At 68.8% G+C, this 16,911-nt stretch carries 13 protein-coding genes; 3 read left to right on the forward strand and 10 right to left on the reverse strand.

Features of this window, described 5'->3' with window-relative positions; all coding sequences use genetic code 11:
• Positions 1 to 14: 14 nt before the first annotated feature.
• Genes G1H10_RS20020 through G1H10_RS20030 form a run of 3 tightly spaced genes read right to left on the reverse strand, consistent with a single transcriptional unit; the run spans position 15 to position 2,735 of the window.
• The gene (locus G1H10_RS20020; protein ID WP_163741062.1) at positions 15 to 1,379 is read right to left on the reverse strand and encodes a CpaE/TadZ family protein; all 1,365 of its coding nucleotides are present in this window, start codon (positions 1,377 to 1,379) and stop codon (positions 15 to 17) included.
• Between the two features lie 31 nt (positions 1,380 to 1,410).
• On the reverse strand, positions 1,411 to 2,130 hold the full coding sequence (locus tag G1H10_RS20025) for an SAF domain-containing protein (protein ID WP_163741064.1): 720 nt from the start codon (positions 2,128 to 2,130) through the stop codon (positions 1,411 to 1,413).
• A 59-nt stretch (positions 2,131 to 2,189) separates the two neighbouring features.
• Entirely contained in the window at positions 2,190 to 2,735 is a 546-nt protein-coding gene (locus G1H10_RS20030) for a hypothetical protein (RefSeq protein WP_163741066.1), read from the reverse strand.
• 186 nt (positions 2,736 to 2,921) lie between these two features.
• Between G1H10_RS20030 and G1H10_RS34630 the strand changes: the two genes are divergently transcribed.
• Both G1H10_RS34630 and G1H10_RS20040 read left to right on the forward strand, forming a co-directional pair.
• Complete coding sequence (locus tag G1H10_RS34630) at positions 2,922 to 3,794, forward strand: LysM peptidoglycan-binding domain-containing protein (RefSeq protein ID WP_216853470.1); 873 nt, start codon at positions 2,922 to 2,924, stop codon at positions 3,792 to 3,794.
• 35 nt (positions 3,795 to 3,829) lie between these two features.
• Positions 3,830 to 4,420 (forward strand): Rv3235 family protein, encoded by a 591-nt coding sequence (locus G1H10_RS20040; RefSeq protein WP_163741068.1) that lies wholly within the window; start codon positions 3,830 to 3,832, stop codon positions 4,418 to 4,420.
• 39 nt (positions 4,421 to 4,459) lie between these two features.
• On the opposite strand, the gene G1H10_RS20045 is transcribed toward G1H10_RS20040, so the two are convergent.
• Both G1H10_RS20045 and secA read right to left on the reverse strand, forming a co-directional pair.
• On the reverse strand, positions 4,460 to 5,473 hold the full coding sequence (locus G1H10_RS20045) for an SGNH/GDSL hydrolase family protein (RefSeq protein WP_163741069.1): 1,014 nt from the start codon (positions 5,471 to 5,473) through the stop codon (positions 4,460 to 4,462).
• Positions 5,474 to 5,646: 173 nt separating this feature from the next.
• Positions 5,647 to 8,490 carry a preprotein translocase subunit SecA gene (secA, locus tag G1H10_RS20050; protein WP_163741071.1) on the reverse strand — a complete coding sequence of 948 codons (2,844 nt, stop codon included), beginning with the start codon at positions 8,488 to 8,490 and terminating at the stop codon, positions 5,647 to 5,649.
• Between the two features lie 203 nt (positions 8,491 to 8,693).
• On the opposite strand from secA, the gene G1H10_RS20055 reads away from it, so the two are divergent.
• On the forward strand, positions 8,694 to 9,806 hold the full coding sequence (locus tag G1H10_RS20055) for a GNAT family N-acetyltransferase (RefSeq protein WP_163741073.1): 1,113 nt from the start codon (positions 8,694 to 8,696) through the stop codon (positions 9,804 to 9,806).
• A 64-nt stretch (positions 9,807 to 9,870) separates the two neighbouring features.
• On the opposite strand, the gene G1H10_RS20060 is transcribed toward G1H10_RS20055, so the two are convergent.
• The 5 genes from G1H10_RS20060 to mtrB form a co-directional block, all read right to left on the reverse strand.
• The gene (locus G1H10_RS20060) at positions 9,871 to 11,082 is read right to left on the reverse strand and encodes a winged helix-turn-helix domain-containing protein (protein WP_163741075.1); all 1,212 of its coding nucleotides are present in this window, start codon (positions 11,080 to 11,082) and stop codon (positions 9,871 to 9,873) included.
• A gap of 547 nt (positions 11,083 to 11,629) precedes the next feature.
• Complete coding sequence (gene hpf, locus G1H10_RS34635; RefSeq protein WP_163741077.1) at positions 11,630 to 12,310, reverse strand: ribosome hibernation-promoting factor, HPF/YfiA family; 681 nt, start codon at positions 12,308 to 12,310, stop codon at positions 11,630 to 11,632.
• Positions 12,311 to 12,523: 213 nt separating this feature from the next.
• Positions 12,524 to 13,234: a ComF family protein gene (locus G1H10_RS20070; protein WP_163741079.1), complete on the reverse strand. Its 711-nt coding sequence runs from the start codon at positions 13,232 to 13,234 to the stop codon at positions 12,524 to 12,526.
• 123 nt (positions 13,235 to 13,357) lie between these two features.
• The gene (locus G1H10_RS33170) at positions 13,358 to 15,109 is read right to left on the reverse strand and encodes an LpqB family beta-propeller domain-containing protein (RefSeq protein WP_163741082.1); all 1,752 of its coding nucleotides are present in this window, start codon (positions 15,107 to 15,109) and stop codon (positions 13,358 to 13,360) included.
• Entirely contained in the window at positions 15,102 to 16,910 is a 1,809-nt protein-coding gene (gene mtrB / locus G1H10_RS20080; RefSeq protein ID WP_163741084.1) for an MtrAB system histidine kinase MtrB, read from the reverse strand. Before mtrB ends, G1H10_RS33170 begins: the two co-directional genes overlap by 8 nt.
• Position 16,911 lies beyond the last annotated feature (1 nt).

A 16,911-nucleotide genomic window follows, 5' to 3' on the forward strand; every position in this document is an offset into this window, starting at 1 on the left:
GGCGTTCGCGGATGTCACGACCGGCGCGTCGGAAGAAGCGTCGGACGCCGCCGAGGCGGTGGCGGCTGCAGGCCTGCCAGTCGCCGGCTCAAGGCCAGGATCGCGTGCCGCGCCGCGGAACGGGGAGCGATCTCGGCCAGCGTCCGTCCCGACACCAGCGCAAGGTCCAGAGCGGCCGGGTCATCAGGGACGAAGGCGGCCGGCTGCACGCCGACGAAACGCTCCAGGGCCGCTCCGATCTGTTTCTCCGGGCCGGCGCCGGCGACGGATCGCCGCACCTTGTTCACCACCACGTGCGTCGCGGAAAGATCAGACACGATCTCACGCAGATCAGCCAGGCCCCGCACGAACCGTCCCAGGCTGATCGGATCCGCCGCGCCGACGGCCAGCACCACGTCGGCAGAGGCCAGGGTCGTCACGGTGGCACCGTTCCTGCGCGGTGCATCCGTGTCGAAGACCATGGCCTCGTCCTCCTCCAGGCAGAACCCGCAGTCCACGACGGTGGCCGTGGCCACCGAACGGGTCTGCGACCAGACCGCCTCCAATGCGGCCGGGCGTAGCTCCGTCCACCGCGCGGGCCGGGTCACTCCGGTCAGCACGTGCAACTCCGGGGTGACCTTGCGCGCGTATCGGGCCAGCGCGATGGCGTCGAGCTGGCCCTGGTTGGCCATCCGGGCGGCGCCCGCGAGTCCCGGGGCGTCGTCGAGCAGGCCCAACGTCTCCGCGATCGACGCTCCGTACGTGTCGGCGTCCACCAGCATCGTGGACGTGCCGAGCATGGCCAGCTCCATGGCGACATTGGTCGCGATCGTCGTCCGCCCCGGCGCTCCGTACGGACCCCAGACCGCGATCAGTTGCCCGCGCTGTCCGCCTCGTTCGACGAATTCGAGCGGGTCGGCGTCGTCCTCCGCGCTGCGCTGCCGAATCTCCGGATGGAACGCGCTCCGGCCGCCGTCCGGCACGACGCGGTGGCTGCCGCGGCCATCCCCGGGCGCAGAGGATTGCGCCGCCGTGATCGCGTCCAGCACCGCGGCGGCGAGCTCCGACGGCTCGGCGTCGACCGGGATGCAATGGTCCACGCCGAGCGCGGCCAGCCGTTCCCGGCCTGCCGCATCACCGGCGGATACCACTCCGATCACGCCCACCCGGGCGCGTCGCATGGCGTCCACGGCATCCCGGTCGAGGCGACGCAGGCCGGACGAAACCAGTGCCACCTGGCCGAGCCCCGCACCGACTGCGCCCAACAGATCCGCGAGGTCGACGCACCGTCGCACCACGGCGAATCGTCCCGGCGCCGACCGCAGCGCCGTGATCAGATGCGTGTCCCGGCCCGCCTCGGTCACCGCGGTCAGCACCTGGACCTGCTCTGCCGTCTCCAACTCGCTGCGTTCCTTCCTCTACCGATCTCCGCTACGGCAGCTGCGACAGGTAGATCCGCTCCGCACGGCTCGCGGCGATCAACTCACCGACCAGTTCGTCGACGCTTCGGCTCGACTCCTCGTCGCCCTCATCGCCGTTCTCGCCACCGTCGCCACGGACGGCCAGGGTCACGGTCGCCGAGCTTCCGCTCACTCCGAGCGCCCCACCGGTGTCCGCCTCCGTCACGGTGACCCCGGCTGCCAGCCGTTCGGCCGCGCCGTCGGCGGCGGGAGTCAACCAGACGTCGACCATGTCGCCAGAGGACAGCCGTGCCGGCATCTCGGTCGCCGGAAGCGACACGGTGACGAAGCGCACCGCGGCACCGCCGGACGCGACCTCGTCCGCGTCCATGACGGCCGACGCGGGCACCAACTCGCCGGCGCGCACCTCCCGCGCCACGACGTGCCCCGCACCGAGGTCACCGGTGAAGTACCGTCCGTCGTCGCCGTCGAGCGCAACGTGCCGCGTCTGGACCAGTTCGGCCGAGAGCGGCTGGCCAGGGGCGAGGTCCTCGGCGGCGGCGAGCACCGGCACCGTGTCCCCGGCAGCCGAGACGACACGCGCACCTACCACGGTGGACACCAGCACCAGCAGCACACCGATGATGAGCTGCGGGTTACGCCACCTCATCTGACGCACTCGGTGGGCAGCCGGTGCGTCAAGTCCCACGGAGCCGTGCGTGGGCGAATCGACGTCGCTGTTGATCTTCACCCGCGAAAGCGTAGCGGCGTCGCGGGCCGCATGCCGGGTGAAATCCTAGATTCTTCCTCTCAAGTGCGCCGCAGCGTCGCCAGGGCGCTGAAGGGAACCGCCACCCGGGGATCGGCAGTGGCCCTGACCTCGCCCGGCAGCCTGCCGACCACGTCGAAGAAGTCGCCGCCGACGCGGTCGACCGTGCCGGTCATCATGGAGCCGTCGACCAATGTCGCGACCACCGACGCCCGATCCTGCGAGACGGCACTGAGCGCCTGGCCAAGCAACGGCTCGACGACCGGTGCGTCCGTTCCGTGCAACGCTGCACGCATCCCGGCACCGGACACGGTCAGAACGGCGGCTCGGGGCACCAGAATCTCGCTTCCGGCCGGGTCGTCGATCAGTAGCCAGGACGGCACGACGGAGGCAAGCCTGCCCCGGACGATGCCGGCTCCACGCACCCGCACCTCGATCCCCCGGCCACGCGCCGAGCGTAGCCGGTCCACCAGGTAGATCTCCTTGCGCACGGAACGAGTGCGCACCGCTATCTCGTCGTCCAGCTCGAGACGCTCACTCTCATCCAGTTGCGCTTCGATGTCGGAGAAGAGACGTTCCCACCGCATCGGACGACGGTAACCGGGGGCCGCGGCACCGCAGGGCCCAGGGTGGAAGACCGGACGATCAGTACGGGTTCGCGCAACGCGATATGCGAATGACGCGCTAACCCTTGACGCAGTACTCATTCAAGGGATTGCATAGATCATCGCCGTCGAACAGAGGCAAACGATGAGTAAAGGGCGGAGTCACAGGTGGATACTCGCAAAAATACCATTTCCGGACATCCTGCGACGGGCGCGGAAACGGCCGGCGCGAGCAGGCTCAGCCTGCTTCGCGCCCTGGTCTCCGCTGCTGGGTTCGGGGCGCTCGTGGCCGCACTGTGGTGGGGCACCGCTGACCCACTGACCGAGGTGGTGGCAGGCACGGCCGGCTTTGATCAGCTCATATCGGCCGCCGCGGCGCTGGTCGCGTGGGCGCTGCTGGCCTGGCTCTTCCTGGTCGCGGTGGCGACCGCCCTGACCACCGTGCCGGGCCGTGTCGGCCGTGCGGCCGTACGGTGCGCGCACCGGATGGCGCCGCTGGCCGCCCGGCACCTGGTCCGGGCCACCCTCGGCATGGCAGTGGCCACCGTCCCGCTCACCGGTGCCGCGGCGTATGGGGCCGGGCCGCATCCCGCACCTGCCGTGTCGGCAGCCGCGGCGGCCGGTTCTCTCACGGTCGATGTCGACTCGCTTCCGGAGATCGGCCGGCCGCCGGTGGCGGAACCGGAGCTCGGTGATCGGCAAGCCATGGACCCCAGCCCTGAAGACCACCGCACGGACGGCCGGCCGCCGGAGGCCGAGCCGCCCGATGCCGAGCACCCACCGGCTCATGAAGGGCCGAACCGAGACGGAGCGGCCCGAAACGAGGCGGACCGCGACGAAGCACAGACCACTGGCACGGTCACCGTGAAGCCCGGCGACACGCTGTGGAGTCTCGCCGCCGAGCACCTCGGCCCAGGCGCGACGTCCGCCGACGTCGCCGCCGAATGGCCCCGCTGGTACGAGGCGAATCGGAGCGTGATCGGCCCCGATCCCGACATCATTCAGCCGGGCACCCGGCTGAACGTTCCGATGCGTCCCTGATCTGGCAGGTCGACAGCGCTCCAATCGAGGATGAGATGACGCCACGCACCCCTACCGGACACGCCCGCCCCCGCGCCCGGCCACTACCGGTTCCGGTGACCGATCCGCCATTCGACGACGAGCTCGGCACCATCGCCACGCCCCGGCCGCGCAAGCGCCGCGTCTCCCGTACCGCGTCAGCGACCGCGGTCCAGGGCACACTGGCGCTCTCGGTCGCGACATCCAGCAGCAGTCCGTCCAACCTTCTCGCCGACCGTCCACCACGCCGCCTCGGCGAATCGCCGCGGACGCCGGAACGGCCGGCAGAGCTACCGGATCCGCGCCGATGGTCGGCGCGGCTGGCCCAGGCTGCGGTGGAATCGATCCAAGGCAGGCGACCGTTTCAACAGCTCCTCCGGTGGACCAACGATGAGGTCTACGAATGGCTCGGCAGCCAGGTCGCCGCGCGCCGGGGCCGGCCACCCGGACCCCGGCCCTCGGTGCGCTCGGTACGGGTCAGCGAGATCGACGACAGCACCTTCGAGGCCGCCGCCGTCTTGCAGATCGGTGACCGGGTCCGGGCACTGGCGATGCGTTGCGAAGCCCACCGGGGTCGCTGGGTCTGCACCGTGTTCGACGTGATCTGAGGCTCGCCGCACGATGCGCACCCATACCGCGGGCCGGCCTCAGGACGACATCCACATGTGCTCGAACGCGTCAGCGTATCCAGTCTGCCCGGACGCGTTCGGGTGGAAGGAGTCCCGGACGAAACTGCTGATGATGTCCCACTGCGGGCCCAGTTCCGGGTCATCCGGCTCGGGCGTCGCGGCGGTCTGCGCGCCCGCCGGCTCCGGTACCGCCGTCGCATCCGCGGTCCGACCGAATTTGAGCCCGTTCAACCAGTCATCCGGGCCGTTGGCACAGGCTTCGTGCCCGTCGAAGGTCTCCTCGAGCCGCGTCCCGGCGGAACGCACCCCGGCCTCGTCGGCGGCACGCTCGATGACGCTGTTCAACGCTCCGCCGAGCCGTCGAATCATCTGCCTCTCTGCCGCTGACAACAACGGTGTGAGCGCGATGCAGTTGTCGCGCACCTCCGGATCAGGGACCAGCAGCGGATAACCACCGACGATCAACTCGTCGTCGGGTGCGGCCGCCTGGACGGCCCGGTACAACTCGGTGAGCGGGTCGACCAGCGCGTCGATCTCCGCCCTGATCGCGTCTTCGCGCCTGGTGCAACTGACGAAGGAGACGTAACAGTTGACCAGTTCGTCGGCGAACCCGACGTCGTTGCCGCCGACGGTCAGCGTGATCAGGCGGCCACCGGCACCCTGCAGAGCCTCCAGCTCGTCGATCTGCTCGTAGACATCATCGATGACCGCGCCCGAGCAGGCCAGCAATGTCCGCTCGGTGGCCGGCACCTCGTCACTAAAGATCAGCCACGCCCACGCCTGCTGGGTGCGGTCGCAGTCGTCCTCGTAGTCGTCCGTGCCGAGCCCGGACGAGTACGAGTCGCCCATGGCGACGACACCCGCCGGAACCGCACGCGAGACCACCGCGGTCGGCCGCTCACTCACATTCCCGTACGCTGCCGGCGACGCCACCGCGGGCGCTACCGAGACAGCAGCAGTGGCCGCCGCGATACCCACGACGGCCACTGCCTTTCCCTGACGACGTACCCGGCCGAACGTTCCTGCTGCCACGTTGGATCCCTCCGCCTGGACCTTCTCCTCGCCGCTGACTTGACAACGAAGGTAACGGAGAACCGTGACTGGAGGGAACACTTCGAGTGAACGGATCGGTGCCAACCCGGAGTTGAGCCAGCACGGCTCGGCACGGGACCGAGCCGGCTACCGCATCGGCACGCCGCTCGTTCTCACGCCTCCATGGCGGCGCGCTGCTTCGGATCGCCGTGGCAACGCTTGAACTTCTTCCCGGAGCCACACGGACACAACGCATTCCGGGCCACGCCCTCGAAATCGGGCTCCTCGCCGTCCGACGAGGCGGCATGCGAGCCTCGCGCGCCGCCGGCACCGGAGGCCACTGCAGCGCCGCCACCGGAGGCGGAGGCGCGCTCGACACGTCGCTGCACCTGCGCGTCGCCGTCGACCGACGGAGCCGTGTACTGAAGCTGTGCCGGACGACGAGCGGGGGTGAGGCCCTGCGCCTCCACCACCGGCGCCGCCTTCTCCCCGGCGCCCTCCGCCTCGTCCGGTTCCTGCTGCTTGACCTGGACCTCGAGGTTGAACACCAACCTGACCGACTCTTCCTTGATCCCGTCCATCATGGCGGCGAACAGATCGAAGCCTTCACGCTGATACTCGACGAGCGGCTGCTTCTGGGCGAACGCCCGCAACCCGATGCCTTCGCGGAGGTAGTCCATCTCGTACAGGTGCTCGCGCCACTTGCGGTCGATCACCGTCAGCAGGACACGCCGCTCCAGCTCGCGCATCACCTCGCTACCCAGCGTCTCCTCGCGCTCGGCGTAGGCCCGGCGGGCGTCCTCGGTGAGTTTCTCGGCGAGGAGGCCAGCCGACAACCGTTCCCGACCGCCGGCCTGCTCGACCACCTCTTCCGGCTCCACCGATACCGGGTAGAGCGACCGGAGCGCCGTCCACAGCTCGTCCAGGTCCCACGTCTCCGGGTAGCCCCCGCTGGTGGCGCCGTGCACGTAGCCGCTCACGGCGTCGTCGATCATGCTCAGGACCTGCCCGTGCAGGTCCTCACCGCCGAGCACTCGCCGCCGCTCGTCGTAGATGACCTTGCGCTGGTTGTTCAGGACGTCGTCGTACTTCAGCACGTCCTTGCGCATTTCGAAGCTCTGCGCCTCGCGCTGTGCCTGGGCGCCCTTGACGGCGTTGCTCACCCGCTTGTGCTCGATCGGCACGTCATCCGGCTGGTTGAGCGTCCGCATGATCATTTCGACCCAGTCGGCCTTGAACAGCCGCATCAGGTCGTCCTGGAGCGACAGGTAGAACCGCGACTCACCGGGGTCGCCCTGCCGTCCCGACCGGCCGCGCAGCTGGTTGTCGATCCGCCGGGACTCGTGTCGTTCGGTGCCCAGCACGTACAGGCCGCCCAGCTCGCGCACCTCCTCGCGCTCGGACGCCACCTGCGCCTCGTACTTCTCCAGCGCCGCGGGCTCCGCCGCCGCGTACTCCTCCGGGTTCTCCACCGGATCGAGACCACGCTGTTTCAGCTCCGCGGCGGCCATGAACTCGTGGTTGCCGCCGAGCATGATGTCGGTTCCGCGACCGGCCATGTTCGTGGCGACGGTGACCGCACCGCGACGCCCTGCCTGCGCGATGATCGCGGCCTCGCGGTCGTGCTGCTTGGCGTTGAGTACCTCGTGCGGGATGCCTCGCTTACGCAACAGCTGAGACAGCCGCTCGGACTTCTCGACGCTGGTCGTGCCGACCAGCACCGGCTGGCCCTTCTTGTGCCGCTCGGCGATGTCCTCGACGACGGCGGAGTTCTTGGCCTCCTCCGTCCGGTAGATCTGGTCGTCCCGATCCATCCGGGCCAGTGGCCGGTTCGGCGGGATCGGCACCACGCCGAGGCCGTAGATCTTGTCGAACTCGCTGGCCTCCGTCATGGCGGTACCGGTCATGCCGGCGAGCTTGTCGTAGAGGCGGAAGTAGTTCTGCAAGGTCACCGACGCGAGCGTCTGGTTCTCCTGCTTGATCTCCACGCCTTCCTTCGCCTCGATCGCCTGGTGCATGCCCTCGTTGTAGCGGCGACCACCGAGAACACGCCCGGTGTGCTCGTCGACGATGAGGACACTGCCGTCCACGACGACGTATTCCTTGTCCCGCCGGTACAGTTCCTTGGCCTTGATCGCGTTGTTGAGGTACTGGATCAGCGGCGTATTGGCGCTCTCGTAGAGGTTCTCGATCCCCAGCCAGTCCTCGACACGCTCGATGCCCGGCTCGAGGACGCCGACGGTGCGCTTCTTCTCGTCGACCTCGTAATCGGTGTCGCGGCGCAGCCGCTCGGCCAGCTTGGCGAACTCGCCGTACCACTTGGTCGGCTGATCTGCCGGCCCGGAGATGATCAACGGGGTACGGGCCTCGTCGATCAGGATGGAGTCCACCTCGTCGACGATGGCGAAGTTGTGTCCGCGCTGGACCATGTCCTCGACCCGCTGCGCCATGTTGTCGCGGAGGTAGTCGAAGCCGACCTCGTTGTTGGTGCCGTAGGTGATGTCCGCGGCGTAGGCCGCACGGCGCTGGCTCGAGTTGAGCCCGTTGACGATGATGCCGACCTCGAGGCCGAGGAACCGGTGCACGCGCCCCATCCACTCCGCGTCACGACGCACCAGATAGTCGTTGACCGTGACGATGTGGACGCCCTTGCCGCTGAGCGCATTGAGATACGCGGGCAGCGTCGCCACCAGCGTCTTACCTTCACCGGTCTTCATCTCGGCGATGTTGCCCAGATGCATCGCGGCGCCACCCATGATCTGGACGTCGAAGTGACGCTGTCCGAGTGTCCGCTTCGCCGCCTCACGCACGGTGGCGAACGCCTCCGGCAGCAGATCATCGAGGGTTTCGCCCTCTTCGAGCCGCTTGCGGAACTCATCGGTCATACCGCGCAGCTCGTCGTCCGACAGGGCGGAGAACTCGTCTTCGATGCTGTTGACCTGTTTGACGATCCCCTCCAGGCGCTTGAGGACTTTGCCCTCTCCAGCGCGGAGGATTCTGTCGAGCAATACGGGCACGCGGGTCAACTCCTAGCCAACGTTGTCTGCAAAGCGGCGCCAGCCTCATGGGCTTCGACATTCCATGGTACGTCGCGGCCACGGAAGGGTAACGGCTCGATGACGCAGGACTGTGCCCACACCCGAACCCCTCGTCGTGCGCGCCGAGCTGTCATGGAATACCGATTGCCGTACGACTACCGCACCTGGGCAGGATACCCCGTATGGAACCGTTCGAGCTTCGGGGCGATCGCGTCCTGTTGTCCGCACCGACCACTGCCGACGTCGACCGCATCACCGAGCTGTGCCAGGATCCCGACATCCGGGACTGGACGACGGTTCCGTCGCCGTATACCCGCATGCACGGTGAAGAGTTCATCGCCCAGGTCGCCGAGGCGTGGGCGGCCGGAACAGCGTTGAACTGGGCGCTGCGCGACCCGCGGGATCAGCGGCCGCTCGGCATGGTCGGGCTCAACCTGGACGGTCATGGAGCGGCTGAGATCGGCTTCTGGATGGCGCCCGAATACCGGGGGCAAGGCCTGGTGGCCGCAGCGATCCGCCTGGTGATCGAGCGCGCCTTCGCACCCGAAGGGCTCGGCCTGCAGAGCATGGTGTGGCGGGCGTATGTGGGCAACTGGTCGTCGCGCAGGGTCGTGTGGCGGCTGGGGTTCGCGTTCGAGGGGACCATCCGTTCACATCTGGTCCAGCGCGGGCGCCGACGCGACGCGTGGGTGGCGACCCTGCTGCCGGGCGATCCGTTGCAGCCCAGAACGCCCTGGCTGGACATACCGACCATTCACGGTTCCCGCCTGCGGCTGCGGCCGTTCGTCGACTCCGATGCCGCTGCGGTCAAGGAGGCATGCGAAGATCCGATGACGCGGCGTTGGCTCACACTTCCGACGCCTTACACGCTCGCCGACGCGCGCGGCTACATCGACCGTCACGCACACGATGCGGCGTCCGGGCGAGGCGTGACCTGGGCCGCCGCGCACCCGGCCGGCGGGCCGGCGCTCGGCGCCTTCACGCTGACCTTGGCGGGCGTCCGGCACGACCAAGCGTCGCTCGGGTACTGGGTCCATCCGACGGCTCGCGGAGTCGGCATCGCGACCGAGGCTGTGCGGTTGCTGACCCGGCACGCGTTCATCGCCGCCGACGATGGAGGGCTCGGGCTACGCCGCGTTCAAGTGACGCACACCGAAGGCAACGACGCCTCCCGCGCCGTGATCGAACGAACCGGATTCCGGTACAGCGGCCGTCAACGCTCGGCCGTCCGGCTTCCCGACGGAACCCTCGCCGACCAGCACTGGTACGACCTCCTTCCGGAGGACCTCATCTAAGCGTGCCGGTGAACCGAACGACATCGCGGTCGTCGGGACAACCGCGATGTCGTTCGAATGGTGACTACACATGCCGAAGAGCTCGGTCCAGCTCGGGAGCGAGGTCGCCCGCTCCTGCGACGAGGACCTCGTCGAGCCCCAACCACCCGGCAACCGACCTCAACTCCGCCGCCAGCTCCTCGGCCGTCTCATCGGGAGCATCCGCTTCACGCCACGCCGCCTGCACCCGCAGCACGCCGTGCTGCCGATCCGACTTGAGGTCGACTCGCGCGACGAGCCGCTCCCCCAGCAAGAACGGGAGCACGTAGTACCCGTACACCCGTTTCTCCTTAGGGACGTAGATCTCCAACCGGTAGGCGAAGTCGAACAGCGCCTCGGTGCGCGCCCGCTCCCACACCAGCGAGTCGAACGGGCTCAGCAGGGCACGCGCCTGCACCCGCCGCGGCACCCGGGCATCCCGGTACAGGTACGCCTGCCGGCTCCATCCCTCGACATTGACCGGAAGCAACTCGCCGCTCTCCACCAGCTCCGCGATCGCCTGCCGCGCGTTCGCCACCGGCAGACGGAAGTAGTCCCGCAAACACTGCTCGCTCCCGACACCGTGCGACCGAGCCGCGATCCGGATCAGTTCTCTGCCGGCCTCCTCCACTGATGGCGTCGGGGCGTCGAAGACCTCCTTCGGAAGCACACGCTCCGGCAGGTCATAGAGGCGCGCGAACGAGCCGTTACGTCCGGCGGATGTCACCTCGCCTGCCCAGAACAGGTACTCCAGCGCCGCTTTCACGTCCGACCAGTTCCAGCCCCAGTTGTCCTTCCGTCGCGGAGCGTCGTGCTCGATCTCACCGGCCGTCACCGGTCCCAGCCGTTTGACCTCGTCGAGCACCCAACTCATGAACTCCGGCTGCTCCTGGGCAACGCGTCGCATACCGCCCCACGCCGCCTCGTCCGCCGTGTCCATCCGATGCCGGAACAACGGCTGCATATGCACCGGAACCAGCGACGCCTCGTGCGCCCAGTACTCGAACAACATCCTGGGCGCCTTCCCGGACGCCTTGTCCAGCAGCTCCCGCGGATACGCGCCGATCCTGCTGTACACAGGCATGTACTGGGAACGCGAGAACACGTTGACCGAGTCGATCTGGATGACGCCGACGCGATCGAACACCCGCCGCAACGCCCGCCGGTCCGGCCGAGCGGGGCGCGGATCCGCGAAACCCTGCGCGGCCAACGCGACCCGCCGGGCGGCAGCCCGCGACAGCCTCTCTCGTTTCCCCATGTCGCGGACGCTACCAACCCCCACCGACAACCCTCGACCGGTGCCGTGATGCCGCCGACCGTCGCCCGGTGGACTTGACCACCACCGGCCCGCCCACCGACCCTGATCGGCTCCGCGACGCACAGAGCCGATCGCCAGACGACGCGCCCGGTGCCGCCCGACAACACGCGGCAGGCAAGGCAGCCGGCCACGCCGCCCGGCCGCTGGATCGCTGGATCGCTGGGCCGCTGGATCGCTGGATCGCTGGGCCGCTGGATCGCTGGGCCGCTGGATCGCTTGGGGCGCCGGGCGCCAGGGCGCACACCATCAGCGACGCAGCCCCGAGACCAGGCCGAACGCCGGGAAGGCCGGGGAATTCTTCGACCGATGTTCGGGCGGCGGCAGATCCGCGCAACCAGCACGCACCATCACTCCGCCGCCCGCGTCAGAGGGAGAAGAACTTCCCCGGCCTCACCAAGGCGACCACAGCTTGATCTCGGCGCACACCGTGATCGCCGTCAGCATGAACGCAGTCAGCCCCGGGCGTCCACCGCCCTCACCACCGCCATCACACGTCGAGCCGGATCACGCCGTAGTCGTAGCCCTGCCGCCGGTACACAACGCTCGGCATCTTCGTGTCGGAGTCAACGAACAGATAGAAGTCGTGGCCGACAAGCTCCATCTCGTAGAGAGCCTGATCGCGCGTCATCGGAGCTGCCTTGTGGGTCTTCTCGCGTACCACCATCGGCCCGTTCCGCTCGATGTACACGTCGGGGTCCTCCGTCTCCACTGCCAACGGCGCACCGGGAACCATCTCCGGCTCCGGCGCGGGCGAACTCATGGGTGCGGCGGGTTGCTGCGGCACGGCCGCGTCCAAGCCGGCGCCGGCGCTCGAACCGAGCGGCGCCGTCGCGGCCGCGACCGACATCGGTGTCCGGTTGCCGTGATGGACCCGGCGACGGTCGGCCGCTTTGCGCATTCTGGCGATGAGTTTGTCCATCGCGAGATCCAGGGCGGCACGCTTGTCCGCCGCGGCGGCCTCGGCCCGGATCACCGGACCCTTGGAGTGCACGGTCAACTCCACGCGTTCCGACTCGTCGGAGCGCCTGGGATTGCGCTCTTTCGCAACCTCGACCTCGACCCGGATGACCTTGTGATCGAACTTCGACAGCTTGGTGAGCTTCTCGGCTACGTGTTCGCGGAACCGCTCCGGCACGTCCGTACGACGGCCCTTGACGACAATATCCACTCGTAACCTCCCGGTTGGGCTAGACGGTCGAGATCACACCCGAATACCAGGGGAGCACCCCTGGTCCTGGCGACGGCCCGCGATACCGGATGGACCGCGGTGCTATCGAACGGACAACGGGTGCCATGCACAAACGTTAGCTGTTCGTCGCTCGCTGTACACGTTGATCTCGGATGTTCGCAAACTTCTTACTCTTTTCACAGCCGCGCATCCCTACCCGCCGGCGACGGCCACCACCGCTGCCCCGCACGGCCGGTACCCGCCCGCTTCGAGCGCACGAGCCGCCTCTCGCAAGGTGGCGCCGGTGGTCACCACGTCGTCGACGAGGACGGTACATCGCGGCCTCAGCAGCCGACCGGCCGCACGCCGCAACACCATCGAACCGCGCAGGTTCTCCGCACGCGCCGTCCTGCCGAGACCGGCCTGATCCGCGACCTTGCGAGCATGCCGCAGGGCGGGTACCACCGTCGTCCGCTCACCCGCACGTCGTAACACCGACGCCGCTCTGAAGGTGATACGCAGCACGGGGTCGTGACCGCGCGACCGGACGGTGGAACGGCGAGAGGGAACGGGTACGAGCGCCGTGGGTCGCCGCCCGCATTCACCGCATCCCGCGTCGAACGGGGACAACGCCGTGACCGCCACGGCCAGGGCGTCCCCGAGCGGTCGGCTCAGGCCCAGTCGGCCGTGCTCCTTGTGGTCGACGATCACGGCTCCCGCGACGCCGGCGTAGGCCGCCGCGCCGGCCACCCTGAGCTCCGTCGCACCCGGAAGGTCGTACACCGGCGCCGCCGGCCCGATCAGCTCCTCGCGACAGCCGGCACAGAGCAGGCCGGGTTCCTGGCCACATCCGCTGCAGACGCTGCCGAACACCAGATCCTCTCCGGCGACGACCAGCTCCGACAGCCGTTCATGTATCCGCATACCCGCACTCCACCCGGTACGCAGCGCCTACCTGGCTGGCAGGCTTCCGATAACTCCACCCTACGCCGAACCCGAGTGCCGGCAACCTGTCTCCGACCGGATTTCGTCGTCGTCTCCGCCAGGTCAGGACACCGTTTCGCGGACGAACACCGGCGCGGTGCCCTCGCCCGCATCCGCCCACCGGTTCCGTGTCTCGTGCTCGAGGAGCAGCCCTTCCTCGGTCGCCACCACGGTCCCACCGGTGGCGTCCGCCGCTACCGAGGTCGCGTCCAACACCGAACCCCGGTTCGCCACCACGGAGCCGAAGATATCCAGGAGGTATACGTCGACCTCGCGGTGCTCGGCCTCTTCCGCGTCCGGCTCGTCGCTCTTCTCCTCCGACAGCAGCGCGATGTGCTCGGCGCCGCTGAAGTCCACATCGACGGCCGTACCGGCTGGTCCGATGCGCCGCGGGCGCTCGACCGATACGCGCTCCCGGTTCTCGGTATCGTGCACCACCAGCGCCAGGTATGCGGCGCCGTCGGCCACTACAACCATCCGGACGCCGTCCGGCGAGACCGAGACGTTGCTGACGTCGGCATCCTTCAGCCATTCCGAGCGGACCTCGAGCTCGGTGCCGTCCGGTCGCAGCGCCACCAGATCACCTTCGTCATCGATCCGGTCGACCGCCCAGATCACATCGTTGCGGTCCCACGACGGAGACGTCAGTCCGGCGCCCTCGTAGATCACATCCGGCTGCGCCCCATCACTCAGCGTTCCCACCCGGACCGTGAATCCGCCGTCGCCGATCACTGCCACGTCGTCGCCGACCGGGCGAACCGCGATATCGAGGACGTCGGCGGGGTCACCGAGAGCACCGGGCACCGGCTCATACTCGTTGTCCTGCCGCTGGACGACGGCACCGTCCTGCACCGCTGTCAGCACGCTGACCGTACCGGGTCGCTGCAGGTCGTAACGTTCGTCGATGGTGGCGGGGATGGTGGGCTGGTCCTGGCTGAGCAACGGCACGCCATCCGAATCGAGGGCGATGTTGGTCACCTCGGGCAAACCGGACAGCGTGCACGCCAGCTGGGCCGCCATCCACTCCCGCTGCGCCGGCTCGGCATCTTGAGCTGCCACCGACAGGTCGACCGTCGCCACCCCGGCTTCGACCGGCACGCTGGAGACGCCGAGCGCGACGCGCTCCGGAAACGCCGTGTGCACCGCCGGATCCAGCCACTCCGAGGGGCCGTCGAGCAGCATCTGCGTCAGCAGGGTCGCGGTCTGCGCATTGATCGGCACATACACCGGGTCGAGGACGAACACCTCCAAATCCGGCGAGAAGAAGCACAGATTGTGCGACTCGAACTCGCGGGCGAAGATGTCCTCCGAGATGAGCGTGCCCTCAGGTGGGTTGGCGATGCGCCATTCACCGTCGATCTGCGCCATCTGCAGGTCGATCTCACGCGTCGTACCAGGCTCGGCAACCTCGAATGAACCGTTCTCGTCAACGGTGCCCGCCACCGCGATCGTCATCCGGATGACGTTGTCGTCCAACTCCTCGATGCTCGGCCGGGCGCCACGGTGCACCGTGATCCCGGCCATGGGTTCCCATGACGCCTGAGCGTCCGGGGTCAGGAACATGGTGGCCGTCTCATAACCGGGCTGGTACGCGCGCATCGCGTCGAGGAAGCCGTCCACGATGCCCGCCGGCTCGTCCCCGGGGCTCGGTGATGCGGCGGCGAACGCCACATACGGCGGCGGTCCCGGATCGCGGACCGGGTTGCCCGCCACCACCGGCCCGGACGTCGGTACGTCCGCGCACGCGGCGAGCATCAGCACCGCGATGGCGAGGACCGCCGTCGCGCGTCCGTGCTTCCGGTTGCCATCAACCACCCCGTGTCACCTCCGCATCCGCCGAACCCGAACCCTGGGGATCCGTCGCACCCGTCGCGTGGGGTGCATCCGTCGTGCCCGTGGTGCCCGCTCCATCCGACGCGCCTGTCCTGCCCGTTCCCTCCGGCGCACCGGGACCGGGAGTCTCGGCTTCGGTGCGCGTCACGGACTGGTACGGACCTCCCACGCCAAGCCGGCCATTCCCCAGGTCGTTGGCGTCCGCCGGCACGAGCGTGAGTGGTGACGTCGTGATGTCCTCCCCGGCCCGCCGCGGCAGCGTCAGTCGGAACTGCGAGCCGGCGCCCGGCTCCCCCCAGGCCTGCAACCAGCCACCATGCAACCGCGCGTCCTCAAGAGAGATCGACAGACCCAGTCCGGTCCCGCCGGTCGTACGCGCTCGCGCCCGGTCCGCGCGCCAGAACCGATGGAACACCAACGACGACTCGCCCGGCTTGAGGCCGACGCCGTAATCCCGGACGGAGACCGCGACGGCGTTGTCGTCCGCCGCCACCCGGACTATCACGTCGTTGCCTTCCCCGTGCTCCACCGCGTTGACCACCAGGTTACGCAGCACCCGCTCGATGCGACGAGAGTCGATCTCGGCCACGCATTGATGGTTCGGCATCTCCTGGACGATCTGGCTGCCCTTCCGCTCCGCCAGCGGCTCCGCGGCGTCGATCACGGACTGCACCAGATCGCGCAGGTCGTGTCGCTCCGCGTTGAGCACTGCGGCGCCCGCGTCGAACCGGCTGATCTCCAGCAGATCGTTGAGCAGCGCCTCGAACCGGTCCAGCTGCGCCTGCAGCAGCTCCGCGGAACGGTGCACCACCGGGTCGAAGGTCTCCCGCGACTCGTGCAGGACGTCGGCTGCCATCCGCACCGTGGTCAGCGGCGTGCGAAGCTCGTGTGAAACGTCCGAGACGAACTGCTGCTGCATCCGCGACAGCTCTTCGAGCTGGCCGATCTGATGCTGCAGGCTGGCGGCCATCTGGTTGAAGCTCGCGGCCAGCCGGGCCAGGTCGTCGCGTCCGCGCACCGCCATCCGCTCGGACAGGTTTCCTGCGGAGAACCGCTCCGCGATCCGCGCGGCGAGCCGCACCGGGGTGACCACCTGCCGTGTGACCAGCCATGCCAGCGCACCGAGCAGCAACAACAGCAGCAGTCCCGCGGTCACCAGGGCCGTGCGTACCAGATCGATGGCAGCCTGCTGCTCGGTCAACGGAAACAGGTAGTAGAGCTCGTATTCGTCGCCGGTGGGCGCCGTCACCTGACCACCCACCGCAAGCGCCGGAATCTCTCCCGTGGGAGCCCCGCTGCTCGTGTCCGGGATCGCGGTGTAGGTGTGGAAGACCCGCTCCTCGCCGCGGACGTGCTCGCGCAGCGTCTCCGGAATGACGCCGGGCACCCACTCCAGCGGTATGCCCGGCGAGGCCAGCTGCACCGCGTTGTCCTCGGACCCCAGCATGACCACCTCGTACAGGGCGTCCGAGCCGGGCTGGTTCCCGCGGTTGGTCAAGCTCTGGGTGATGTCGGACAGCAACGGGCTCCAGGACCCCGACGCCGTGTCCGCCGCGGCGTCGAGGTTGCGCTGGGCGTAGTCGACACCGGCCGAGGCGTCCGCGACGGCCGAGTCGGCCTTGGTCTCCAGCAGTCCGTCGCTGATCTGTCGCATGAGCGTGGTGCCCAACAGGATCACCACGATCAGCGACAGCGCCAGCGTCGCTGTGATGACTCGGACCTGAATGGAACGCTGCCACGCTCCACGCACCGCATGCCATGGACGCGTGAGCGCCTGGGCCATG

Origin of the sequence: Phytoactinopolyspora halotolerans (assembly GCF_010550675.1) — a bacterium.
GTDB classification, from domain to species: domain Bacteria; phylum Actinomycetota; class Actinomycetes; order Jiangellales; family Jiangellaceae; genus Phytoactinopolyspora; species Phytoactinopolyspora halotolerans.